Annotated in this window: 19 protein-coding genes and 1 pseudogene; 12 read left to right on the top strand and 8 right to left on the bottom strand. The window is 39.9% G+C overall.

What is annotated here, in order from left to right; genetic code table 11:
• Positions 1-194: 194 nt before the first annotated feature.
• Together NFR61_RS03415 and NFR61_RS03410 are read left to right on the top strand one after the other, a co-directional pair.
• A complete protein-coding gene (locus tag NFR61_RS03415; protein ID WP_251620629.1) occupies positions 195-1,094 on the top strand; it encodes a helix-turn-helix domain-containing protein in 900 nt (299 codons plus the stop codon).
• 92 nt (positions 1,095-1,186) lie between these two features.
• Positions 1,187-2,293, top strand: a complete 1,107-nt coding sequence (locus tag NFR61_RS03410) for a site-specific integrase (RefSeq protein WP_251620627.1) — start codon at positions 1,187-1,189, stop codon at positions 2,291-2,293.
• Between the two features lie 176 nt (positions 2,294-2,469).
• On the opposite strand, the gene NFR61_RS03405 is transcribed toward NFR61_RS03410, so the two are convergent.
• On the bottom strand, positions 2,470-2,766 hold the full coding sequence (locus NFR61_RS03405; protein ID WP_251620625.1) for a hypothetical protein: 297 nt from the start codon (positions 2,764-2,766) through the stop codon (positions 2,470-2,472).
• A gap of 524 nt (positions 2,767-3,290) precedes the next feature.
• Here NFR61_RS03405 and NFR61_RS03400 point away from each other — a divergent pair.
• The 10 genes from NFR61_RS03400 (at position 3,291) to NFR61_RS03355 (ending at position 20,218) form a co-directional block, all read left to right on the top strand.
• Positions 3,291-3,992, top strand: coding sequence for a mobilization protein (locus tag NFR61_RS03400; protein ID WP_251620661.1), 702 nt, complete (start codon positions 3,291-3,293; stop codon positions 3,990-3,992).
• A gap of 208 nt (positions 3,993-4,200) precedes the next feature.
• On the top strand, positions 4,201-7,611 hold the full coding sequence (locus NFR61_RS03395) for an SIR2 family NAD-dependent protein deacylase (RefSeq protein WP_251620623.1): 3,411 nt from the start codon (positions 4,201-4,203) through the stop codon (positions 7,609-7,611).
• A 152-nt stretch (positions 7,612-7,763) separates the two neighbouring features.
• The gene (locus tag NFR61_RS03390; RefSeq protein ID WP_251620622.1) at positions 7,764-12,641 is read left to right on the top strand and encodes a RecQ family ATP-dependent DNA helicase; all 4,878 of its coding nucleotides are present in this window, start codon (positions 7,764-7,766) and stop codon (positions 12,639-12,641) included.
• 364 nt (positions 12,642-13,005) lie between these two features.
• Complete coding sequence (locus NFR61_RS03385) at positions 13,006-13,371, top strand: helix-turn-helix domain-containing protein (protein WP_251620620.1); 366 nt, start codon at positions 13,006-13,008, stop codon at positions 13,369-13,371.
• 174 nt (positions 13,372-13,545) lie between these two features.
• Complete coding sequence (locus NFR61_RS03380; protein WP_251620618.1) at positions 13,546-13,854, top strand: MobC family plasmid mobilization relaxosome protein; 309 nt, start codon at positions 13,546-13,548, stop codon at positions 13,852-13,854.
• Positions 13,844-14,785 (top strand): relaxase/mobilization nuclease domain-containing protein, encoded by a 942-nt coding sequence (locus tag NFR61_RS03375; RefSeq protein WP_251620616.1) that lies wholly within the window; start codon positions 13,844-13,846, stop codon positions 14,783-14,785. Before NFR61_RS03380 ends, NFR61_RS03375 begins: the two co-directional genes overlap by 11 nt.
• Before the next feature lie 30 nt (positions 14,786-14,815).
• Positions 14,816-15,214 (top strand): hypothetical protein, encoded by a 399-nt coding sequence (locus tag NFR61_RS03370; RefSeq protein WP_251620614.1) that lies wholly within the window; start codon positions 14,816-14,818, stop codon positions 15,212-15,214.
• Positions 15,215-15,528: 314 nt separating this feature from the next.
• Positions 15,529-17,583: a DNA/RNA helicase domain-containing protein gene (locus NFR61_RS03365; protein ID WP_251620612.1), complete on the top strand. Its 2,055-nt coding sequence runs from the start codon at positions 15,529-15,531 to the stop codon at positions 17,581-17,583.
• 447 nt (positions 17,584-18,030) lie between these two features.
• Entirely contained in the window at positions 18,031-19,929 is a 1,899-nt protein-coding gene (locus tag NFR61_RS03360) for a DUF4435 domain-containing protein (protein WP_251620610.1), read from the top strand.
• Positions 19,930-20,008: 79 nt separating this feature from the next.
• Entirely contained in the window at positions 20,009-20,218 is a 210-nt protein-coding gene (locus NFR61_RS03355) for a virulence RhuM family protein (RefSeq protein WP_251620607.1), read from the top strand.
• A gap of 84 nt (positions 20,219-20,302) precedes the next feature.
• Here the strand turns inward: NFR61_RS03355 and NFR61_RS03350 are convergent, their stop codons facing one another.
• From NFR61_RS03350 to NFR61_RS03320, 7 genes and pseudogenes are all read right to left on the bottom strand, one after another.
• Entirely contained in the window at positions 20,303-20,923 is a 621-nt protein-coding gene (locus NFR61_RS03350; RefSeq protein ID WP_251620605.1) for a hypothetical protein, read from the bottom strand.
• A 21-nt stretch (positions 20,924-20,944) separates the two neighbouring features.
• Positions 20,945-21,265 (bottom strand): annotated as a pseudogene (locus NFR61_RS03345) (transcriptional regulator).
• 56 nt (positions 21,266-21,321) lie between these two features.
• On the bottom strand, positions 21,322-22,278 hold the full coding sequence (locus NFR61_RS03340) for a HipA domain-containing protein (RefSeq protein ID WP_251620604.1): 957 nt from the start codon (positions 22,276-22,278) through the stop codon (positions 21,322-21,324).
• On the bottom strand, positions 22,271-22,609 hold the full coding sequence (locus tag NFR61_RS03335) for a HipA N-terminal domain-containing protein (protein ID WP_251620601.1): 339 nt from the start codon (positions 22,607-22,609) through the stop codon (positions 22,271-22,273). The genes NFR61_RS03340 and NFR61_RS03335 overlap by 8 nt, the downstream gene beginning before the upstream one ends.
• Entirely contained in the window at positions 22,606-22,812 is a 207-nt protein-coding gene (locus NFR61_RS03330) for a helix-turn-helix transcriptional regulator (protein WP_251620599.1), read from the bottom strand. The genes NFR61_RS03335 and NFR61_RS03330 overlap by 4 nt, the downstream gene beginning before the upstream one ends.
• Before the next feature lie 509 nt (positions 22,813-23,321).
• A complete protein-coding gene (locus NFR61_RS03325) occupies positions 23,322-25,187 on the bottom strand; it encodes a GmrSD restriction endonuclease domain-containing protein (RefSeq protein ID WP_251620597.1) in 1,866 nt (621 codons plus the stop codon).
• Positions 25,184-26,764 (bottom strand): DUF262 domain-containing protein, encoded by a 1,581-nt coding sequence (locus tag NFR61_RS03320; protein WP_251620595.1) that lies wholly within the window; start codon positions 26,762-26,764, stop codon positions 25,184-25,186. Before NFR61_RS03320 ends, NFR61_RS03325 begins: the two co-directional genes overlap by 4 nt.
• Positions 26,765-26,809 lie beyond the last annotated feature (45 nt).

Genomic DNA, 26,809 nt, shown 5'->3' with positions numbered 1-26,809 from the left:
ATTTTGAACGCCTTTCTTTTTGGTCTTGTGAGCGATAATCATCGTTCGTGAGGCTTTTTCAGCTCATTTTTGTACCGTATTTGTTACTCGCTTGTTACTCGAGATTTTGGGGTGGAAAGGTGGTGGAGATTTGAGACACCGTGAGACATAGTGAGACGCATTGATGCAAAATAGGAGAAATAAACAGAGAAATAATGAGTAGTAATATCGAAATTCAAAAGCAATGTAAATGGTGTGGACGTATTTTTACAGCTCGCAAGATGAGTACAAATTATTGTTCTCATAAATGCAATAGCGCAGCTTACAAAGAGCGAATCCGGCAGGAGCGAATCGTTGCTTATCAAAAAGAGTTCGCAACAAATCCAAAAGAAAGCCCTATTGAGGACAAAGAGTTTTATACTCCGTCTGAAGTCGCAAAACTCTTAGGAATTAGTCGAGCCAGTATTTACCGCTATATGGCGGACAATATGATTAAAGTTGTCCAATTTAAAGGAAAAACATTGGTCAGAAGAAAGGACATTGACCTTATGTTTGAAAAGGCTGTGGAATATAAGAAACGCCTACCCATAAAGGACGCTTCTATTACAGATTTCTACACTACTGCGGAAATCAAAGAAAAGTATGGCGTTAAGGAATCGTGGATATTTCATATGGCGAAAGAGCAGAATATCCCCCGCACTTTTTGCCGTGGCAAAACCTACTGGAGCAAGAAACATATGGATGCTTACTTTGCTAGAAAAGCGCCGAATCCCGATATTACGGAATGGTATAGCACGCAGGAAATGCAGGAAAAGTTCGGTATGACGTTGAGTGCTATCTATACTTTTGTTTCCAAGAATGCCATTCCGAAGAAGAAGGAAGGGATTGTGGTGTACTATTCCAAGAAGCACGTGGATATTGCCAAAGGTATCGCCGTGCCGGAAGAGCCGTCCCATTACACCGTAGCCGAAGCTATGGAAAAATTCAGCCTTACCCGTGACCAGCTTTACCATTATGTAAAATATCATCATATACCGAGGGTCAAGAAGGGCAAATACACGCTTATCTCCAAGCCGGAATTGGACAAGCTGTTTGAGGCTCCGAGGATAGAATAAGCCGATGTCAGTTATTTGGCGGTGAACGTGTCCACCGTTGAATAACCATTTTTCTTTGCACCAAACCATTGTAAAACCTAAATAAAAACAGTATGCAACACACTTGTACAAAAGTAACCGTTCGTCAGAGAGCGATTCGGAATGACCGCATCTCTTTGTATCTGGATTATTATCCGGCAGTCCGTAACCCCGAAACGATGCAGATGAGCCGTCGGGAATATCTCGGGATTTACATCTATGCACACCCGAAAAACGAAATGGAACGTCAGTTTAACAACGATATGCTGAACAAGGCGGAGGCGATTCGTTGTATCCGGGTGCAGTCGCTGGTCAACGAGGAGTTCGGCTTCTTGGACAAGACCAAGATGAAAGCCGATTTTCTGGCCTATTTCAAGAAGATGTGCCGGAGCAAAGACCAGAAATGGACGTTTGTCTATCAGCATTTCTACAATTTTGTCAAAGGGCAGTGTACGTTTGGAGACGTGAATGTGGATTTGTGCAAGAGATTTCGTGAATACCTGCTGAATGCCAAACAGCTCCGGCGGAATCACCGTCCCGTATCGCTCAATTCCGCATCCGGCTATTACTCCACGTTCAGAGGACTGTTGAAGATTGCCTATCGGGACAAATGGTTTCGGGAAAACATCAATGATTACCTTGATAAGATAGAACCGCAGGATGTGAAGAAAGAGTATCTGACCTTGGATGAGGTGAAGCAGTTGGCAGCCACGCCTTGCGATATTCCTGTCTTAAAGGCGGCTTCGTTGTTTGCCTGTCTGACCGGTTTGCGGATAAGCGACATCCTGAACTTGCAATGGGAGGATTTTTCCATTGCTCCCGACCAAGGCTATTGCTTACGCATCAGGACGCAGAAAACCCAGACGGAAGCGACGCTTCCCATTAGTTACGAAGCCTACGAATTGTGCGGTACGCCCGGAACAGGCAAGGTGTTTAAGGACTTGCAACGCAGTATGATAAATTATCCGCTGAAAAACTGGCTTGAAAAGGCGGGAATCACAAAACACATAACCTTTCATTGCTTCCGTCATACCTATGCAACCCTGCAAATCGCTTCGGGCACAGATATTTACACCGTTTCAAAGATGCTGACCCACAAAAACGTAACCACCACCCAGATTTACGCCGATTTGGTAAGTGCCAAGAAGCGCGAGACAGTGAATAAAATATCATTAAGGTAAGAAGTAGGCGGTAACTCAATATATAAAGTTACCGCCTTGATTTTTATAAGCCTTATATCACTATTTTAGTATTTTATTGGGAGTGTTATTCTTTTGAAGAATGATAATCTGCTATTAATGCAGACATATTAATTTAAGATTAAAGTATGGGAGAGTCTGAGAATGACATAGGAACACTAAAAATACTCCTCTTTATCTCTAGCATTAACATAGTATTCGTAAAGTTTTTTACCTATTTTGTCTTTCTTGAATGTACGCTCGTGTTCTATAGGTGTAGTTGAAAGTTTTACTTTTGTGATGCCATTTCTCAGTTGTTCAAATTGTTCAGCGGAAACTTCAAATTGAGCTGTTGAGATGATAGATGTAACAGGAATAATAATATTGCCAGTAACAATACCTGCAGATTGAGTTCCATTGTCTAGGAATTCTCCTGAAAATTTTAGGATATCTCCTTTTGTTGTTTTTACCATCATTATTGGTTCTTTTAGAAATCTCATTCTATCAGACGATACTGTTGTGATGATATAAAATCGACCATTGTGTTTTGACACACTATATTTTACGCTGCACCCTTCCGCCGCTAATGCCTTATATGTATAACCAATTGTTTAGGCATTAGAGTTTATAACGAAGAATAATATAAATGTTATAAGAGATGATTTGATTATATGGTGTAGTTTCATATCTCTTCCTGTTTATGTTTTATAAGTAATTTATTGCAAATATAGTAAGGAATCCTGATATTCTGCGACAAGCACAAATATGATTCTTAATCATACGACGGATTATTTCTATTACTAAAAATTAGTTCATTATTTCATTATCTTGATTAATTTTTATCAGAATTGGGAAAAATGTTAAAGTATTGTTTTTTAGGTATATAGTATGATATGAGAGGAGAATAAATCTGTGGAAATCCCTTCAATAATGAAATTTGCCATTTTTTGCGTGGGATTTGTCATATATATTTGTGCAGGAATGATTAACAAATAGTATGATGAATCGGAAGAAAACGGAATACATTGCACTTTATCTTTTGGTGTTTGGAGCGATTTTGCTTTTGGGCATATTGGTGCGTTGGCTTGTGTTGCTTGGGGGAATGGACGAATTCAGTGCGACGGTTGCATTTTTTGCAACAGTCGTGGTGCTGTCTGCACTTTATATCAGTTTTCAAATGATACTCAATGAGTTTTTATTGCAGCCTTTGCAGAAGTTCTTGTTGCGTTTCCGGACATTTCAGCAAACGGAAGTTGTTGAAGAAGAAAATGTTGCCCTTGTCGAATCCACACCCCGGCCATTGGAGTACGAGGTATTACGGGCTAACGTTCTTGCCGAACAGGAACGGGCATCACAGGCGAAATTAGATAGGGTGCTCGATTATACAAGGCAGACAATGGTGGCTTATATGAGCGAAGAAGACCTCGAATGCCTGTGCGGTTACATTACCGAATATAGTCTGAGAGATACACTGTCAGAATATGCTCCCTTAAAAACGGATGCGCAATTGAAATCCATTGATATAATGCACTTCGGCTGGAATATCGGCAAGGCATTCGGCAAACCCCGCTTGCAAACCGCTGCATTTATCAAAAAAGTCTTCGCCCACACCCTGCGTGACTCAGAAATATCAACTATTGAACGCAAAATGTCCCACACCGAAACGGAGTGCCGGATTAAGTTGAATGGAAAAATTTTATAAAGTAATTGTTTATATTTTTGTTCATCATATTTTTTGATAACTTGTCGTTGTTTATTAGTGTTAATAATTTTGTATCTTCTGATAATGTGGTGAGTATGTGAATATAATATGTCGTAGTAAATCTATTGATTCTAAGTGATTTATGTGTTTTAATAAATTTTTATTTATTTTTTAATTTTATCTGAGTGTAATTTGAAGATCTTAATAAATGGAGAAAAAGGCATTTGAAGAAATATTAGAGAATGTACCATGTTCCTTTAAGTCGAAAATTGACAGGATCCGGAGGTATCTTCAGTTGGGCAAGGCTTCCGTTATGGTAGGTGCGGGGTTTAGCTGTAATGCGGATGTGCCTTCATACATTATGGTGAAGCAATGGAATGATGTAGGTAAGGATATTTATTGTCGCTTAAAGAATGTTGAAAAACCGGTGCTGAGCGATTTGGTGTTTAAAACACCGATGCGACTTGCTTCGCAGTTTACGGCATCTTTTGGGCGTAATGAGTTGGATAACCTTATTAGGGATGCTATTCCAGATGACAGAATGAATCCTGGAGAACTTCATAAAGCACTTCTTAATCTGCCTTGGCGGGATGTCTTTACCACGAACTATGATACATTGCTGGAACGTGCTCGTGAGGGTTTGGTGCGTACATACTCTGTGGTTACCTCTAAAGAAATGCTCCTCTATAAGAAAAGTCCACGTATAATCAAACTGCATGGTAGTTTTCCGGATAAGACACCTTTTTTGATGACAGAGGAAGACTACAAAAACTATCCGGTAGACCATCCAGAATTTGTTAACACTGTGCGTCAGGCATTGGTGGAAAGTGTTTTTTGTTTGGTGGGCTTTTCTGGTGATGATCCCAACTTTATTTCGTGGCAGGGGTGGTTGCGCGATGTGATGGGTGACTATGCCGGTCCCTCCTATTTGATTACTTGCGATAGAGGTTATGATGACTCTTTCAAAACGCTGATGGAGCATAGGGGTATAGAAGTGCTAAATTTTTCTATGGTGAAAGATTTGGACGATTATAAAACAGCCCTTGATTTCTTCTTTACTTACCTATCAGTAAGAGAATCCGAGTGGACTGGTTATGTGAAATATGACGAAAAAAATATTGATGCCGAGCAGTTGATAGAGCAGATGAAAAGTGTTCGGCTCTCTTATCCGGGATGGTTTATTCTTCCCAAGAAGTATTATGATAATTTGAAAGATACCGTTTACCAGTTTCCGTATTTGGAGCCAGTCTTTAAGAACATTGACAAGCAATATCGTGAGCCTTTGCTGTTTGAATTAGATTGGCGAGCAGACATTTCCCTTTCTTTCAAAGATTTTGATTGGTACAGAGAAAACTTAGAGACCATAATTCACAGTTATGGCGATGCCCCTCTTTCTAACGAAGCTATCACTTTGGCCTTATCTCTGCTGCGGCTTTATCGTCACCATCCGGATAAGAACGATAAAGCCAAGGTCCTTTATGAGCAACTGAAAAATGAAAAGTCTCGTATGACAAGTTATCAGACTAGTCGTTTTTACTATATAGCTGCATGTAATGCTTTATCAATATTGGATTATGATACCGTGACAGAAATTCTTGCTGAATGGCAACCGACACCATCCTGCTATGAAGGTATCATCTACAAAGCTCTTGTATTGGCAGAAAGTCGAGAGCTTTCTTGTGCTACGGAGCTTCTGAGCGAAGCCCTTGAGCGTATTACTCAATCGCTGACACAGACTACCACTTCGGAAGAACTCTCTCTACGTAGTGTGATGGAAGAATTACTTGACTTATATAACAAAAAGTCAATGGGTAGAGGTGGCTCCGCTTCTTCGTTTATTGAAATCCGTGATTCCATTTTGCGGAATATAAGTATGTCTGTGCATGACTCATTTGAAGTTAAACACGGCTTTGGAGTAGATGCGGAAAGCCGATATTGGCACTTAGACTCCGGAACGAATACGAGGATTTTGTATCCTTATCGTTATTTATTGCTTTGTGAAGCTTATGGCGTACCTTATTCAATTGAAGGTGATGTGGTTAATGAGAAAATACTCACTCAACTATTGCCTCAGATGACAAGTTTTGGTATTCCTTATTCTTTAGGTGTAGTCTTGCGTAGTAGCAGTCGCAAGGTGACCATCTCCTATGCAAATCGTTCAACTCTCAATACTTTAACACGAGAATGTGCGGATAAACTAGCAACGCAGTTACTAAAAACAACAACACAGACAGTTTGCGAAAAGGTAAGAAAACAAAAAGAAACTAGGGTGCTACTGCCATTTTTGTCACGTTTGTCTTCTTTGTGTTCAGAAGAGATTGTGTCGAACATTTATAAGTTTTGTTTGCAAGCTTATCGTAAAGCTCGTTTTTGTGATCAAGAAGACTTGAACATTATTTATTCCAATGTACTGCCAGCTTGTGTCCAGGAGGTTTTTACAGAAGCATTTAGCTCTGCTCTATTCGAAGATATAAGGAGGCGTGACATTCCCTTGCCTGATGATGGATATAAATATTATAAGCCGGGAAAGGTTGAGATTGCTATAGTGCGAGAAGGATTATCTTCTTCAAGAAAGAATATTCGAGACTCAGCCTATTGCAGGGCAATGTATTTATTACAAGCTCAGATAGATGAAAATAAGGAAGAGCTTGTTTCTGCGATAAGAGCATGGCGTGTGAAAGAAGCATCATCTATTTTTACGCGTCATTCCTATACACTTGTCTCACCATCGAATAAAGAATGGCCAATGTTGAAAAAACGAGTGGAAGAAGATCTGTCCTTATTTTTTAATGGAGACTATAAGTATGCTGGATCGTCTTCGCCAATATCGTCCTTAAAAGAAGCTCTTCATCATCTGGTACTGCTTGTTTCTTTTCTTGAGGAAGAACAAATAAGTGCAATTCTTGAGAAATTAGCAGATATATTGGACAACAACTATGCCCAATCTTCTATTGATGATTCGAATGAGCTGTTGGGTGGATTGCGTCACTTCATTGTTCCTGTATATAAAAAAATGGAAGAATTCGTCTGTATCATTATAAGAAAGGGATATTCTAATAAAAAGCCTTGTCAAAAGCTATTTGCAGTTCTAGAGAAAGATTTATCTTCACATTTGCCGGTAAGGACAACGCTGGAAAGATTGAATAATGTGTTGCGAAAATTAAGTCTAAATAAGATGAGAGAAATTGTTACTGCTCAACTTTTTTCTGAGAACGAAGCAGATATAATAGATTCCTGCGAGGCATTGATTGCTCATGCTGATAGCGGGGGATCAATACAAAAAGTATTACAGAATCTTATTTTCTATTGTAACTATGCAGTAACGGATAAGATGCGACTCTACCTTCAAACATTAATATTGATACCTTATGAAAAAATGTCGAAAGCTACACGAGAACAGTTGGCTAATATGATGCTGAATGTCTTGGAGCGTATACCCAAACAAAGCATCCGAGAAGAGCAAAAAGTAGACATTATGCATGCTGGTGTACGTTTAGCAGTTTCATTGAAGAGGGTGGCAACAGATGCTGCGATAGTAGATGCTGTTAAGGCATGGGCGGATTATGCGAATAGTGAGACTGTTTACAATGATATTAGAAGACCGTGGTTTATAAATTGAAAAGCGAAATGAGTTGCAGTTTAAACTTTTAGGTTTTATCACTTATCTTTGCAAGTGATAAGGAATTATTATGCCTAAGTAACAACAAGGAAAATGTTATGGATGTATAGTAATGCCAAATTGTAAAACGACTCATTGTTATGTTTGAATAGATGTCTATATGGAGCAGACTCATAAGAAACAGGGATGTTGAGGAAATAAACGATAGTGTCGGTAATGAAATGGCACCTTCGCTCTATGATGCTTCTCGCTATGCCATTGTGGATGTTGAGATTGGTTTGAAAGATCATAAAATCCACGACATCGGAGCGTTCCGTTATGATGGGGCGACATTTCATAAGGCATCGAAAAGGGAATTGCTCGAATTCCTTAATGGCGTGGATTATCTCTGTGGCCATAATATCATTCATCACGATGCCAAATATCTGTTTGCAAAAGAAACGTGTCAATGGCTTTTTGTCGATACGCTTTATATTTCGCCTTTGTTGTTTCCGGAACGCCCTTATCATAGGCTTTTGAAAGATGACAAGCTGATAAGCGAACAGATGAATAATCCGGTGAATGATTGCGAAAAAGCAAAAGATTTATTGCTGGATGAGATAGCACATTGGAATGCGTTGCCGAATGAAAAGCGCAAACTGTTCGCATCATTGTTAAAAGGCCAAAAAGAGTTTGAGGGATTTCTCGGTATGGTGAGGGCGGAGTATGTTACAAAAGGCTTGGCTGAATTAATAACAAGTCTTTATGCGGGAAAAATATGCCAACATACAGAGATTGAAATGTTAATCAGGCAGTATCCGTGTGAATTGGCATACGCATTGGCTCTAATAGACACGGCCGATTATCGTTCCGTTACTCCTGGTTGGGTGCTTCACAATTATCCTGAAGTGGAGTTTGTTGTAAAACTTCTGCGTCATACAAATTGCAAGGAAGGTTGTGCATACTGCAATACTCAACTGGATGTGTTGCATAATTTAAAGGTGTTCTTTGGATATGAGCATTTTCGGACATACGATGGTGAACCACTCCAAGAACGAGCTGCCCTGGCGGCGGTGAAAGGTGATTCGTTGCTGGCGATATTTCCTACCGGTGGAGGTAAATCGCTTACTTTTCAATTGCCTGCACTTATGGCAGGTCGTTCTGTTCACGGACTTACGGTTGTCATTTCGCCATTGCAGTCGTTGATGAAAGACCAGGTGGATAACCTTGCCGATAGAGGAATTGCCGATGCTGTGACCATTAACGGATTGCTGGACCCGATTACAAGGGCGTTGGCGATACAAAGAGTACGGGACGGGGAAGCCTCCCTGTTGTATATATCTCCCGAAATGCTTCGTTCAAAAACTATCGAGAGAATACTAATGGTGCGCCATGTTGTGAGATTTGTAATAGACGAAGCGCATTGCTTTTCTTCTTGGGGACAGGATTTTCGGGTGGATTATCTCTACATTGGCAAATTTATTCAGGAATACCAGCAAAAAAAGGGATGCAAAACTCCGATACCGGTTTCCTGTTTTACTGCTACGGCGAAACAGAAAGTCGTACAGGATATCTGTGACTATTTCCGGCAGACATTGAATCTGGATTTAAGATTGTTTGCCTCGACGGCTTCAAGGACTAATCTGCGTTATTCTGTCATTCATTCAGAAACGGATGATGATAAATATTTAAAGTTGAGAGATCTGGTGGCTGAATCTGATTGTCCTACAATTGTTTATGTATCACATACCAGACGTACAAAAGAATTGGCAATCAAATTAACTCGTGACGGTTATGAGGCACTGCCTTTCAATGGCAAAATGGATGCCGATGAAAAAATTGCCAACCAGGAGGCTTTTATGAATGACCAGGTTCGCATCATTGTGGCTACATCGGCTTTTGGTATGGGAGTCGACAAGAAGGATGTCGGACTGGTCGTGCATTATGATATTTCCGACTCATTAGAGAATTATGTACAGGAAGCTGGCAGAGCCGGTCGTGATCCTGTTCTCAGTGCACGTTGCTATGTACTTTATGGCGACAATGATTTGGACAAGCATTTTATTTTGCTAAACCAGACAAAGCTGAGCATCAGTGAAATTCAGCAGGTATGGAAGGCTGTCAAAGACCTTACCAGACAGCGTATGAGGGTTTGTTGTTCCGCATTGGAAATTGCTCGGCAAGCAGGTTGGGACGATTCGGTATTCGATATTGAAACTCGTGTGCGGACAGCTTTGGCAGCTTTGGAACAAAGTGGGTATTTGGTGAGAGGAAACAATGTGCCTCATATATATGCCACAGGTATTACGGTAAAAAATATGGATGAAGCAAGAGAGCGCATATCAAAATCGTTACTCTTTGGCAGTGATGAAACAGAAAAGGCTGTCCGAATCATCAAGTCCCTGATTTCGCAAAAGTATATTGCAAAAGCTCAAGATTCTGAAGCAGAGTCGCGAGTCGATTATCTGGCAGATATTCTGGGATTACACAAGCAGGAAGTTGTATCTGTTGTGGAGCGAATGCGTCAGGAGGGCATATTGGCAGACAGTAAAGATATCTCTGCCTATCTGCTGGATGCCGGTGATTCGGAAAAAAAGTCACAGGCGCTTCTCGAACGTTTTGCAAAACTGGAGCAATACATACTCAACCGTATTCCCGATGAATCTTTGCGGATATCCTGCAAGCAACTGAATGACGATGCCGTGAACGACGGAGTAGAAACATCCAAGGAAAAGGATATCCGAACATTGCTCTATTTCCTTGCAATCAAAGGATATACCCATAAGCAAGAAGATGCGGCACACAATATGAAAATCAGCCGTCAGGCAGATTTGACAACAACCATTAGTCGTTTTGAAAAGCGTTTGGAAATTTGTCGGTTTGCTGTGGAATGGTTGTACAATTTAGTCTCCAATGCAGGAAAAGGAGATTCAGAAAAGCAGGCTGTTCAATTCTCTGTAGTAGAACTTCTCAATCAAATAAAGGCTGCTCCTCGCTCCCTTTTTAGTAAACTTGACAATTTGCAGTTGGAGGAGGTGGAGGAAGCGCTTCTATATTTATCGAAAATCGGAGCGCTCAAACTTGAAGGCGGATTCCTTGTTCTTTATAATGCTATGGACATTCAAAGAATAAGGGACAATAAGTCGAGATACAAGCAGGATGATTATCGGATGCTGAATGAATTTTATAAGCAGAAGATACAGCAAGTTCACATCGTTGGCGAATATGCTAATTTAATGGTGAGAGATTATGATGCGGCCTTGCGATATGTCCAAGATTATTTCCGAATGGATTACAAAAAGTTTGTCGCAAAATATTTCAAAGGCGATAGGGTAAGTGAAATTCAACGCAATGTGACGCCTAAGAAATACGAACAATTGTTTGGGCAGTTGTCCGAACGTCAGTTGGAAATTATTTCTGACAAGGAATCGCGGTGTATCGTTGTTGCGGCAGGTCCTGGTAGCGGAAAGACACGTGTGCTGGTTCATAAATTAGCCTCTCTTCTGTTGCTTGAGGATGTGAAACACGAACAACTTCTGATGCTGACATTTTCAAGGGCTGCTGCTACTGAATTCAAGCAGAGGCTCTTGAAACTGATAGGCAATGCTGCTCATTTTGTCGAGATAAAGACTTTTCACTCTTATTGCTTTGACCTTTTGGGACGGATAGGAAATCTGGCAGATGCCAAAGATGTTGTTGCCAAGGCTGCCGAGATGATAAATCAAGGCGAAGTGGAGCCAAATAGAATCGGGAAAACGGTGTTGGTCATTGATGAAGCCCAGGATATGGGCACTGCGGAATATGCACTTGTGAAGGCGCTTATGACAAATAATGAGGAAATGCGTGTGATAGCCGTGGGGGATGATGACCAAAATATTTATGGCTTCCGGGGCTCGAATTCCGGCTATATGTATCAGTTGACACAGGAGACAGGAAGCAGGTTTGTTGAAATGACCGAGAATTATCGCAGTGCGCATCATCCTGTGAAGTTTGCCAACGAATTCGTGAAAGTCATTGGTAAGAGGATGAAAAGTACGCCAATTGTTTCGATGAGAAAAGAGAATGGCTGGGTAGGGGTGACACGTCATCAATCCAAGTATATGTATCAACCACTTGTTGAAGAATTAATTCACCGTCGAGGGGAGGGCAATTCGTGTATTCTTGCCCAGACAAACGAAGAAACGGTCATTTTGATGGCTCTTTTGCGAAGACAAGGCATAAATGGCAAGTTGATACAGTCAATGGGAGGCATTCGTTTCTGTAATATGGTTGAAGTGAGGTATTTCCTGAGGTACATTGACAAACGGGTGAAGACACCTCTGATTCCGGAAGAAGTATGGAAAAATGCAAAACGTGCCACTTTTTCTACTTATGCAACAAGTCAAAGTTTGGTGTACATAAAGCGTTGCGTGGAATTGTTTGAGCAAACGAACAAAGCGAAGTACATTAGCGACTTCAAAGAATTTGTTTTTGAATCACAGGTGGAAGATTTCTGCGACGTTTCGGGGGCGGATGTTGTGATATCGACTATTCATAAGGCCAAGGGCAGGGAGTTTGATGACGTGTATATGCTCATATCTGACGATTATAAAAAAGATGCTGATTTAATGCGACGGTTCTATGTGGGAATGACCCGTGCTAAGAATCGGTTGTTTATACATACGAATGGTGATTGCTTTAGTCGTTTAAGTGCAGACCGGCATTCTCGCAATCTCCAAGAATACGCTATGCCCGAAGAAATTGTCCTGCAACTTTCCCATAGTGATGTTTATCTGGATTTTTTCAAAGAACTCAAGCGAGAGGTTTTAGCGTTAAGGAGTGGGGATGCCTTGAATTATAAGAATTTTATTTTGTATGATTTAACTAATAAACCGGTTGCGAAGTTATCGCAGGATATGCAGAAAAAATTATCGGAGTGGCAAGAAAGAGGCTATGAAGTAAAATCTGCATCTGTTCGGTTTGTGGTGGCGTGGAAGTCCAAAGATGCTCCGAAGGACGAACCAGAAACTGCTGTTCTCTTGGCTGATTTGGTTCTGACCTTGAAGGAATAGCGATTTGTCAATCCCAATTCATATTAATGATACTCATCCGTAGGGATTTTTCGCTTGGAGGATTTGTGGCTATACCTTGAAATTTGGGGAGCTTTTTAATGAATTCCCAAAAGCAATTGCCTGAATGACAGGCAAGGTCTGGGCAATGTGTATAATGTTGTTGTGGGCATAATTTAACTTGCCTGCAACTTGCCAACAATAGCAATACAAGTTAAAAATCATTGACAGGGAATTGTAAGAATTATTTATTGATGATCAATTGTTGGCTTGTAAAGTGAGGATTGGTAGGTTATATCTCGGTGATTGATTCCACCATTGAATCACCTGTTTCCTTTGCTGTCGAAATATTAAAAACAATCGACGTATGTACAAAGAAACAGTAACATTTGATAAGTTGCCAGAAGCGGTAAGTTATCTGACCGAACAGGTCATCGAGTTGAAAAGAATGGTGTCGGAACTCCGACCGCAATCATCGGATAAACACGTATTGGTTGAAATTGGGGAGGCTTGTCGTATCGTCAAGAAAGCCAAACCCACTATATACACGTTGGTGCGTAAAGGACTGCTCCCGGCTTACAAGAAAGGCAAGAAACTCTATTTCTATGAAGATGAATTGCTTGCTTGGATTGAGAACGGACGAAAAAAGGGTGTTGAACAGACCTATGAAGAAATGCTTGCCAATATGCAAAGGGATGTCCGCCATAAGCCTAAATCGTTAGCAGGTTTCTAATAGTTGAAGATTTTTCTTTTAAAAGACGAAGTTTCAGGGAGTGTCTGAAACAGAGACTTTTTTTCGGTAGCAAGTTTATGTCGGCGTATTACATTCTCCGACCACTTGCTCCTCAAAAAATCTGAGGAGGTCGCTCCCGGTGGTCACAATTTATTCACCAAAAAACAATTCCCAATGGAAAAGAAACATACGATTACCCTCCGCCTATCGGACAGTCAATACGGTTGGCTCGGTGCCCTGTGTCGACGGAGCAAGCGGAATCAAAGTGCGGTTATTCGTTCACTCATTGAAAATGGGGCGGTGCGTGAACGAATTTCAAAAGAGCATATTCACGTTATCCGGCAGTTGATAGGTGAAAGCACCAATCTCAACCAATTGGCGAAGCAGGCAAACACGTACGGCTTTCTGGCCGTTTCCGACAAGTGTCAGGAGCTGGCTCAATATATAAGCCAACTCATAAAACAGTTGAAAGATGATAGGTAAGCAAACGAAAGGGACATCGTTTGACGGCTGTGTTCGCTATGTGCTGAAAGAGGAGAAATCCAGGTTGTTGGAAGCGGTGGGAGTGGAGGGATTGCCCGAACAAATGGCCGTGCAATTCGGGTTACAGGCATTGCTCAATGACAGGGTAAAAAATGTCGTCGGACATACTTCGCTTAACTTTTCACCCGAGGATAGCGAAAGGCTGAAGTCCGACGATGAGTTAATGCTGAGGATAGCCCACGATTATATGGAATTAATGGGTATCCGGAATACGCAATACATCATTGCCCGACATCTTGACCGGGAGCATCCGCATTGCCACATTGTTTTCAATCGGGTGGATAATGACGGGCGTGCGATTAGCGACAAGAATGACCGCTATCGCAATGAAAAGGTATGTAAAATGTTGACGGCAAAATACCGTTTGCATTTTGCCAATGGAAAAGACCAGGTCAAGGAGGAATGTTTGCGCCCATACGACAGGGCAAAGCACGAGATATACAAGGCGTTGAAAGAGGAATTGCCCAAAGCTCGGGATTGGCAGGAACTGAAAGATGCTCTTGTCGTCCGGGATATTGATATGAAATTCAAAGTCAGCCGGACCACGCAGGAGGTACAGGGAGTCAAATTTGAGCATAACGGTTTTTCTTTCTCCGGCTCAAAAATCAGCCGGGAGTTCAGTTACTTGAATATCAACAAACGATTGGAACGAAATGCTTTCAGTCCTTCGTTGGAATGCCCTCGACAAGAAACCGGACATAAAGATGACGACTTGGAACGGAGCGTGTCTCAATTCGATAGGGGAGTAAGCTTTGGGCTCGGTCTGTTCAGCAGTGATTCGTCATACGATGCCACTGTTGCGGAAGAAGCCGAGTTCAGGCGTTTGATGAAAAAGAAAAAGGCCAAGCGCAGGCGAGGCTTTCATTTATAATTTACGATTAACTTATAAATCTTAATGATTATGGTGAACAAAGAACTGGTTTTTGATTTCGACCTCTATTTATGTGAGAGGTTTGGTTACAGGAATGCTTGCAGTGCGATTGCAACTGCCAATGGCTTTTGCGTAAATGTGCGTGAGCGGGATTTGGATTTGTATATCCGTTTTTGGGAGTATAGCAGGGGAAGGGGGAATTTCCCTGATTGGAGCATCATCATTGTGCATAGCAATTTTAAAAAGAATCAAGAAGAAAACTTAAAAGATTTGGCTCGCTTCTTCAAGGAGTATATGCCTCGCTACGGTTACAAATATCTCTGTTCAGAAGGTGATGATTACAAGTATTACCAGACACTCGGACTGAAGTGTATACAAAATGAACCTTGTGCCAATTATGCGTTGGGGTTGGAGGAACTGAGGGTGTGAGTTGGCGTAGATGTCGTATATAGTGGACTAAGTCATATAGATTGGTATGATGACATTCTCATTATACCAATCGTTACTCTAATAAGATATTTATTGTCATTTATACTGATCGTATAGTCTTTATCTGTACTCATTCTTCATGAAATCTAAAGTTGGACATTCGGTTTATACTCTTTAAATATTATTTGAAGATCAATAAATAACAAACAAAGATTTTGCAAGAATTAAAATATCTAACATTGATATAGTGTAGACTGCATCTGATAATTAATATATTCTTACCTTTGCATCAGCAACGAGGATAAGCAGAAAAAATGAACTGTTACTACAAAGATCATATCAAAGATTTTCTCATCAAGGATGCAAATACAATTCTTGGAACATTGGCTTGTAAAGGAGGCAATGATCCAAGACAAATGGAGGCTTGGAGTGGGGAAATCTCGATTATGCGAGATGTTCTATATCCATATCGTGATGAAAATGTAGAGGTCCTTTTCGAATATACGATTCCTCGTCTTGCCAAACGTGTGGACGTTGTGTTGCTGCTCAAAGGTCTTGTCTTCGTATTAGAGTTCAAAGTTGGCGAAAAAGAATTTCATCAAGCCGATATTGAACAGGTGATGGATTATGCGCTTGACTTAAAAAATTTTCACAAAGAGAGTCATAAGCGCACAATTGTTCCGATACTTATTGCCACCGAAGCAAAGTATAAGTCAACCAGCCTCCGAACGTCTGTATACCACGATTCCATTTATAATCCGCTTCTGGTCGATGCAGATGGTCTTGGGCCGCTAATAGCACATATTGTTGAACGTGAACAGGCAGCCATATTCTCTATTGAAGATATCGACCGTTGGCATAAGAGTCGGTATGAGCCGACGCCAACTATCATTGAAGCGGCAAGCGCACTTTACCTCAACCATACTGTCGAGGAGATAACCCGCAGCGATGCATCGGGAGAGTCGCTGCGCAATACCACTAATTTTTTGCTCGATGTGATAGAGCGTAGCCGACAAAATAATCAGAAAAGTATTTGCTTCGTTACAGGTGTTCCCGGTGCAGGCAAAACGTTAGTCGGGCTGAACGTTGCTATCGAACAATCAAAGCGTTGTAGAGAAGATATGGCTATATATCTTTCCGGCAACGGTCCACTGGTAAAAGTGCTGACTGCTGCACTTGCAAAGGATAAAGCCGAACGAGAGAATTGCAAGCGAAGTGATGCAAAACGAGAAGTAAGCCAATTTATCCAGGAAATATATAATTACCGCGAGCAGATGCTCGGGAAGATTAAATTGCCGATTCAAAATGGCAAGTTGGAGATTGACGAAAATTTGTCGTTGGCTGAAAAACGAGCCGGACATGCCGAAATTGAGCATATTGCCATTTTTGACGAGGCTCAGCGTTCGTGGAATCATAAAAAGTTAGCCGATTGGCTGGCTCGTGGTGGTAGTTATGGCAATAAAAGGAAAGTGCCGGACTTTCCCGTTTCGGAAGCAGAATTTTTGATATGGTCGTTGAATCTTCGCAAAGACTGGGCGGTCATCATCTGTCTTGTCGGTGGAGGTCAGGAGATTCATACCGGTGAGGCAGGTATCGGAGAATGGCTGCGTGCCGTCAACGAAGCTTTCCCTGACTGGCATATCTATGTATCCGACCGTCTCGAAGATAAAGAATATGCAGAAGGTAATGTACATGGACTGTTAGCTGCAAATCCGTACGTAGTAAATGATTCATGTTTGCATCTGTCGGCATCTATGCGCTCATTCAGAGCTGAGAAACTTTCGTTGTTCGTACATAAACTGCTAAATCTGGACGCAGACGGTGCTCGGACTATTTATCGCGAAATCAAAGACAATTATCCAATAGCCCTTACACGCGATCATCAAAAGGCAAAACAATGGCTTAAAACTAAAGCTCGTGGATCAGAGCGATACGGTATGATTGTATCCTCACGCGCTGAAAGACTTCGCCCATTGGCAATTGATGTCAAACGAAAGATAGATGTAGAACACTGGTTTCTCGAGGATAAAAAGGATTTGCAATCGTCGTTTTTCCTTGAAGATGTGGCCACAGAATTTGATATCCAGGGGCTTGAGCTGGATTGGACTTGTGTTGCTTGGGATGGCGATTTACGTTATGTTGATAGGGTTTGGGATTATTATAAATTCTCCCGCAACAGATGGATGCATAACAATCAAGAAGTGAATCGAGCTTACCAACTCAATGCATATCGCGTATTACTGACACGAGCTCGTCAGGGAATGGTTCTGTTGGTCCCTTACGGAGATATAGAAGATGAGACACGTAAGCCAAGTATTTACGACGGCACTTTCGAGTATCTGAAATCCATCGGAATAGAGGTGATATAATTATACAACACTATTCTTCACTTCTTTTATACTGATACAACTCGAAACTTTTATTGCAGGTGATGGATAGGTATGTCAGGTTCTACAACGAACAGCGTCCTTGTTTTGCCATCGGCTATGACAGCCTTCGAACAACAGAAGACTCTACAACCAAGGAGAAATAATATGTAAAAAGACGTTTGAAAAAAGAAAGCTTTCCACAGAACCAAAGTTCGTATAGAAAAGACGCGCCGAGGCGCTTTCTGACAAGAACTTGGAAAAATAAGTCCACTTTTGAAAACGAAAATGACGTAAAATTGTAGAAAATGTCTACTTTCGGAGAACAAAATCAGACAAAAATATCGCGATTGCCTACTTTGGGAAAAAATGTTTAACTAAAAAATTTTCCGTCTCCACTTTTTCAATCCGGTACAAAGTAATAGATTGATCATTAAAAACTATAATTTCATGAATCAGGCAGAATTACAAGCTAATTTGGCGCAATATCGTGACACAACACATTATTTTTATACGGAGTGTGAAAAAGACTCTATCGTGGCAGCTGATATTGATATGGAGGCATTAAAACAATCCATATCATATGCTGACAGATTAATAGAAGAAATTACGGATGACGTCATGAATGATCTTGTGCCGGTAAGTTTCTATGAACATCTTCAACATGATATAGAAAAATATCTCCCCGCAAAAGTCCCGACATCATTTAGACCAGGTGTGTCAAAAACATTGGCATATAAAACTATTGCTGATCAAATTATTGATATAAACAGGTTAAGTAAAACATATTCCTTTTATGAAAAATTGGGGTTTGCGCAGAAAAACACTGTCTTAGTTGGTGCTAATGGTTGTGGAAAAACATCATTGGCAAATCTGCTTAAAAAGACATTAGATGTCCGAGATGGCATCGTAATACCAGCACAAAAACTTCTAATTATACCTAAATTCTCCAATACTCCTAATCTTGCTAGCGCAAAAACTGCGTTTGAACAATATCAAATGGATATTTTAACAGATAAAGTTACATTCGATGCAAAAGAGATGGACGCCTTCGAGTATAATTTGACAAGAAAATATGGCTCGGAAATGGTGAAAGTTATAGGAATCTTACTTGGAGAGCGACAAGTCCTAATTAATCGAGGTGCTACAAGGATTAAAGATGGTCAAACTGTTGTATTCGATGATATTAAAAGCACGCTTGATGAAATAATGGTAATATGGAATGAGCTAATTGAGCATAGGCAATTGGAGTGTGATGAAAATAACTGCCTGCGAATCAATTATGGGGAATCATCATATGATGCACATGAAATGAGTGACGGTGAACGAGTGATTATTTACCACACGGGTAGAGTCTTGCTTGCGCCTGAGAAATCACTTATAATAGTAGATGAGCCGGAAGTGCATTTGCATAAATCAATAGCAAATAAATTATGGGATAAACTTGAGTCAAGACGAAAAGATTGTACTTTTATTTATTTTACCCACGATTTAGATTTTGCATCTTCTCGCATAGCGCAAAAAGGATGGATTAAAGAGTTTCAATATCCTAATAGTTGGGATATAGAATTATTGAAAGAAAGCGTTATCCCTGAAGAATTACAACTTAAACTATTAGGCAGTCGCAAAAAAATACTATTTTGTGAAGGGAATGTACAAAATAGTATCGATAGAAGTGTGTTTGAGATTCTTTTTCCAAATTATACTATACAACCGGTTGAGTCATGCAAATCTGTTATTACATATACAAAGGCCTTCAATACTTTAATACATGCACCTGTTAAAGCATGCGGATTAATAGATCGAGATTTCCGCAATGATGAGCAATTGAAGAAATTAGAAAAGGAATCGATTTATTCCTATTCCGTATCTGAAATAGAGAACTTGTTCCTTGTAGAAGATTTCATAGTTAAATTTGCAGAGTATAAAAACGAGGTGATAAACATTGACGATATTAAGTCAAATGTTTATATGTCAATTGCAAGAGATTTAGAAAATCAATTGGCGGCATATATTACAAGCGCTATCAATTATACTTTCACGGAAAGCCATGTGCAGCGTGCTGACACAAAAGAGAAGGTTGCAGAGAATTTCATGTCTTTTATAGATAATATAAAGATTGACGATTTATATACAGTACAAAAAGGTAAAATAGAAAGACTAATAGATGAGAAAAACTACAATGAACTTATCAAGATTGTTAATAATAAGGGATTAACAAGTTGTGTGTCTCAGTACTTGAAATATAAGACCAAGAAAGACTATATAGAAAAGGCTTTACATTATCTAAAAGATAGTGAAGAGGGTAGAAACATTCTAAGAAACCTCTTCCCTGCGGAGTTGTTTTGATTCGTGCTGCAATGGTTTAAATCTGTAAAAGCTATGAAGAATAAAGAGATAACGCTTTTCAACTCAGCGGCCGAATTACTTGACATTTATCACAGCCACGGAATTTTCTCCCGTGGCTGTGGAGTTACGCTACGAGGATGAGAATGTATGGCTTACCCAGCGTATGATGGCTGAGTTGTATGGCGTTGACGTGCGTACAATTAATGAGCATATACAAAAGATATATAGCGACAACGAATTGACGGAGTCGGCAACTATCCGGAATATAGTATGTAAATCAATGCTTTAGTTGCTCTCTATTACATTCTGAGCTTTTTTTCGAAGATAGTCATTAGCATGGAGTTTGATGTATTGTATTTTTAGCTATGATTATTTATTGTTTTGTTGATTCTTGTTTCGCCTTTTCCATCATTGTGATAATGTCAAAATGCAATTTCATGATTTCATAGTAATATTCTTTATTTTGAGGAATATGAATATATTTAAGATTTTCTATCATGGGATGCATTGCATCTATATAATCGTTGGTTTTTAAGAAAAAAGAAGTTTCTTCGTATAATTGTTTGTATCTGCTTAATAGAATTGTGCCAGGAGTAGTTTGAAGATCATCGCATACAATAGAACTTACACGTGCTGAAAATCCTAACAGAGATCTTTTTTCTACAACAGATAATATTCCAAATGCATTTGATATGCCAGTTTTAGATAAATGTATTTCGTTGGCAATTGTGGCTTTATATGAATCTAAATCTTTACGCTGTCTTTTAACTTGATCAACTTGTCGCTTTAAGTCTCGTAGTTCAAAAAAACTTACAATTTGAAATCCTACGATTATGGTGGCACATACTCCAATCAATGAAGCTATGATTCCTATATACGAATCAGTTGTTATGGTTCCATTGTTTTTTATTTGTCCCCAGAATGTCAATGCAACACAAGTGATGCTTGTTATTATACAGGTTGAGGTGAGGGTGATAGTAGTTTTATGATTCATATTAACGTATTATGTTTTTTATCAATTATTCTTTTTTGATGCGCGTTGACGATGTTTGAGATTAAGGTCTTGCAAGGTGTGTCCGAGGGTGTCTTCCTTTGCTATCAGCAGTAGGTCGATCCAATTGCAAGGCGTAGAGAACACGGGCATAGATACCGATAGAACCGGTCGGATAACCTTTTCGATACGATTAATCGTAAGAGGGAAACAGGTAGTACGTTCAGCAACCTGTGCTATTGATCGGTTACGACGTAGACGAGCAAGTCTGATTTGTTCGCCCATTAGAGTCATTTTCTGTTCCAATTTACGGGACAATTTAGTCCCTATGGTGTTCTTTGCTATTCTCAATATATCTGTTGATAATGCAAAGATAATAGATTTGTTTATTATATGATATGTTAAGGTGTTTGTTTATTGGCTTCTTGGGAAAGCCTGCCGAGTCGTTCTCTTAATAAATGATTGTATTTTTCTTTTAGTTCGGTGTTTAGAAAAGAGTTTTGAATGACAGCATCAAACTTAGGCAATAGCTTCATATACTTATTTATCAGTCGTTCTACAATCACAGTCTCTATCCCTAGAATAGTTGCCGATTTGATAAAATCCTCTTTTTGCAGGTTCTTCTTCCGGCCGTTCAAGGTTAAGGCCAGTTCTTCGTCATCTTTCGGATTGATGATAGCTGCATTCAGCAAGTCATAGGCGGGTGTCAGACGTATCCGCTCTGCTGTTTCATACAAAGAGAAATTTTTCAAGTGCATATCGTTGTTCCCTGTCAGCCAAGAGAAAAGCACTAACTCGAAAAAATTGGTGACATCCATTTTGGGCAAAGACGAGTATTTTAAAACCGCCTTGCCGATTCGCTCATAACTACTTTTGTATTTATGTTCCGTTGGTCTTTCCGTCAATTGACACATATCTTCCATTGCGATTTTCTCTCCGGTAGGACTTCTGTCGATTCGACGGGTAAGATAGCAAAGCGTATCGTCTGCCATCCGCATCAATGTGTGAGGAACTACATCAATACGTGCCACTTCTGCAAGGTGCATAGTCAAATCCTCCACCTCTGGCATCAATTCATATAGTGAGGTCTGTGGCTTACAAATGTAATTGCCCCAAAGTCCGACAATAGTTAACCGTTTGCTACCCTCACATTCATTCAAATGCAAGGATAATTTCGGCTGAACACCTGTCAAGGAGGTTTGGTCTTGAATGATTTGCAGGGCAAGTTGGTCAAGTTGCTCCGTTGTATAATCAAGAATAGGCAATGCCATTGTACCGAAGAACTTTTTGATACAAGTCGGGTGCATGTCCTTTTCTCCCTCTAGGAGCGGACGATAGCAATATAAGCAGTTACACATGGCTTTCCTCCTTTTCTTCAATAGGAACAATACTTATTGCGCCGATACAATCCTTGCAACAGAGCAATAGCAACGACATGCGGTCGAGTGTGCTGATGTCTGTGTTCCGCAATGCAACATCCAGTAACCATCCTTCAGGAATCAAGCCGTCGAAAAAGGGGAACAGCACAGGACTTGTATAGACTTCTTCTTGCAAAGGCAATGTCAAACTAACCGCCTTTGCTGTTTCCAAAGATAGATACTCAGGCAAATAACGGAACTCATACCCTGAATCGCTCTCCGTCAGAATTCCTGCTAGTAGGTCTTTGTAAAATATGTTGGCTTGTTTCATTGATTATTCGTTTTTAAAGTGGCAATCATTTCATAATTGAAGAAATCAAGGAGCTGATTCACTTTATCAAGGCGTAACGTTTCCTTTCCTTGTTCAAGGTCACGAACAAAGCGCAGCCCTACACCAGACTTCAACGAAAGTTCTTCTTGGGTCAGATGATATTGCTTTCGCAACATTTTGACTGTCGTAGAGAGAGTATTCATAATCGATCAATCTTATACCTTTTCGGGTACAAAGTTAATGCAAATATTTGACATTATACCACAAGGGGTATAATTAATTGCTTTTTCGGCATAATTATACCATATGGGGTATAATTTATGAGCTTTTGAAGCATAAATGCTAAGCCAAATAGGTCTTGTTCTACACTTTTTCAAACGAATAAATCAGCTTCGTTACACTTTTTGGAATGAATACTTCCCATTGTCCATAGTCGTCACTTTTCCTTGCGAATCAAATGTTTTTGGCTACGATATATAACTTCACACTGAATTATCACATTTTCGTCATCGCGAAGCACCGTATCCAATTTATAGTCTAATACCCGAATTAAACAGCCGGTAGATTCCAATGCCGCTATGCTCTTCGGAATGACATATATAACCATTTGTGTGTCGGCTCTGGATAATGTTTGATGTAAATATAACCATATAAAATAGCACCGAAACTTTTTTTGTTCCGGTGCTATTTTCGCCCTTATGGCGTTAAGATTCTAAGAATTGAAACTTCTAAGAAGAACCTCTTGTATGTATTGGGCTTGCTCTTCAACCTCTTCTGTCCACCATGGTTGTTCTTTATTCTTATTCTTGTTTACTACATCCATCATAATTTTCTGTTTGACGCTGTCTATCTTCTTGCTGTTTTTATAGTGCTCTGTTTTGGACAAAGGCTGATAATTGCTCAATTTTGAGTTCTTGCTTGCACTTATTAGGCAGAGGTTTCCTATGTTGTGTAGATGCTCCTCATCCATTGTAGGAAAGTTGTCCATTGGATGTTGTGGATAGAAGTGTTCTATTGAACTTCTTGAGGTGAACTCAAAATCTGGGCAACGACCTTCTTTCCAAAGACAATAGTCAATATAATTGAATATGAAGAAGTCTATATGCTTCGTAAATGTAGGGAGAGAGAGTTTACTGGGAATGTTTCCTGTGTATCTTCCTCCTTTATTGAATATAAGATCATAATAGAACGAATCTGCAGTAATATCTTCAGTCAAAAACCGACCAAGCATATACGCTTTTCCGAGTTTCTCCAAATATTCAACGAGTCCTTTGCCATCGCGATTATCATATAGATAGTTTAGCGTAGCACATAACCAATGCTTGTAGTTCTGGCTAGGCAATGATGCATGGAACATTGATTCTACCATCATGATACGTTTGCTTGTTGAATCATCGATGGTGAGATTGTAACTATATTCAGTATCTTTTTCATGTTTCAGGTATTTCACTGATAGTTTGCCATTTTCACGATCCTCATAAAAATCTCTCTTGATGATGAATCTGTCAAAAAGGAAACGTAAACGTAGCATCTCAGATATAAAGATATCCGCAAAGTCTTCTGTGATTCTTTCCTCTGTAAATATGTCGATGAGGCGTTTGTCATCAAGAGGTATGTCTTGCTTCTTGATGACACGAAGAACTTGTAGCAAGAAGTTCGCAAAGTTCACCACAGATGAGAACCTATCCTCGTTTTCATTCTCAGTTTTTTTCCCAGACTGGTTTTGAGTTTTTTTCAGAACGTCTAGGATTGAATAGTCATCAAAAGTCTGGGATATTTGGATATGCTGTGTCCTGCAGATTAGGTCGTTCAGATCCGTCCAATTGCATTCGTTCCATTTCTTTCCGAATATTGCATCGCGCAGATCAGATGAGAAATTCATTTGAACGTGACTGTCCATGTCCGAGCAGGCGTCCCAGATAAGCCCAATAAGCCAGCATTTGCGTTTATCTCGTTTGGATAGACGCATTATTCTAGCTTTAAGAATCTCCGGCTTTTCAAGTTGTTCACCGCGACTATTCATAATCTCGAAGTAATGATTCAAATCGGTATCTTCAGGTAAGACGACTCTGGTTATCATTACTTGGTTGAAAAAGAAATCTAGGAATTTGTCGAGAGAATCCTCTGGAACAATGCTGTCGATAGTTCTCTTTACGACATCATACATAGCCTCAATAGAGGAGTCGTTTAACTCTGCTGTACTGTCATGAAGATAGAGTGCTGTAAGAGTTTTTGAAGATCTTTCTCGAAACTCATATTCTATATTCACACTCCCAAACCAATCAAAAAGTGAAGAATTATTGTAGATTTCATTCTTTAGGGCGCACATCATGATGTTCAATGTGGTAAGACGTTGCTGACCATCAATAGTCTCAAACATTCCGTCTTTCCTGATATGAACCACCAAAGTGCCAATATAGTAATGGCGCTCTGAATCAACGCAGTCCCATACGTCCTGTACCAGTTGTTTCAAATGACTTTCTTCCCATGCATAGTTGCGCTGGTACATTGGTATGATATATTTATCCTTGCCGAGCAGTTCCTTGATGCTCAACATGTCTGGCTTAGGAGTATTCATTGTTCTGATTCAATTTGATGGAGGTTATGGAAGATTTCCTTAATAGATGCCATGCCTTTTTGCTTGATAGAAGTTTCTTTGATTATAGGTAATTCCCAATTCAGCAAATCAAAAGGTTTTGTAGCACTGTGTATTGTCCTGAAAGCACTGTTCTCTTCTCGAGCATAATTATCCATTGTTGTCCTTTTTACAGAATCATGAGTAAGTCTCATCGCGTATGACCACAAGAAAATCTTTGTGATGGCTTTGTCAATACCTTCAGTACCGAACTTGTCGTAATAGAACAGAAGAGCTGCATCGAATAGTATTCTGGTGAACTTGTCACCATCTCTGTGATGTTCCGGATAGGAATTTAATGTGCTCCATATCTTATTTGAGTATCTTTTACCTAAATCTGGCAATTCCTTATGCTTTTCTGAGTAATATCTGATCATATCAAAGAATAAGGAACCATTGATAATAGCTTGATCTATCTGATGGGGATACTCCAGGTGTTGCTTGTCTAGTCGACGAGATATATCGTTGTTATAAATCTGTGCATAACAATCGGCCATAAGGAAAATCCTCTGATATGGAAGCTGAGATTGATGGGTACTATACCCCTTGAACGTATCTATTGAGTTTGAGGTAAAGAATCTTCCATTTTGGGCTTCTATCCATCGCTTTATACGGAAGAGCAACAAAAAGAGAGATGATAGATATGGAGACTCCATCTTCTCCCATCCAGTGATATTCTGGAAATCTGTATATGATAATTGAGGAATCTCTCTCAGATGATAGGCTTTGAGTAGGTCGTGTGGCTCTAGCTCCTTCCCTCTGGCATTCTGAGAATCAAAGAATTGGAAGGCTTCAGAAATATCATAAAGTGCAATAACCACGAAGCTACAATTGGACAGCAAGAAACGCACATGTTTTTTCTTAAGTTCTACAATACGGAACCGTATGGCGTTAATGTTTTCTTGAATATGTTGCTTTGAAATTGAATCATGAAACTGTTTCTTAGCAAGAAACAGTTTTATGCTGTCACGGAACTCTGGCAAGAAAAGATCCGTAAACTCTTCTTTTTGATGAAGTTCATTCAATAAGAGCAACAATGTGATAGAACGTTGCTGTCCATCAACAATCTCCATTTCAGAAGATGGCTCTTTTGACAATTTATGTAGCACTAATGTGCCCAAACGATATTCCTGCGTACCTCGTTCACAAAAAGTTACAACATCATCAATGAGCTGATTGACGTTCTTTACGCCCCATTTATATGGTCTCTGATATGAAGGAATGGTAAGGCGGTCATACTCCAGGTTTTCCACCTTGACTATGCGTGGTTCATCTGGCTCATGATACTCATGGGTAGGAGCAAGGGTTTCCGACAGGGCAACAGCTTCCTCCTTTGGAGCATAACGCTTGCTTGAAGTGTAGTTGTTTTGAAGGATGGATATGGTGGCTTCCCATAATTTATCGAAAAGAGACTCGAATGTTCCATCATACACTTCCTCCTCCAGTCGAAGAAGCCCTCGTTGCCTATGAGACCAATTGTGCCAACCTATGTTGTTTGATGTTGCAATCGAACTAATCATGACTTGTCTGAGTTTTTCAGCCTCAAGATTCGAATCTGTTTTTTC

Source organism: Odoribacter lunatus, assembly GCF_943193135.1.
Taxonomy (GTDB): domain Bacteria; phylum Bacteroidota; class Bacteroidia; order Bacteroidales; family Marinifilaceae; genus Culturomica; species Culturomica lunata.
Note: the sequence above shows the minus strand (reverse complement) of the source record. Positions and strands in the feature narration are given on the sequence as shown.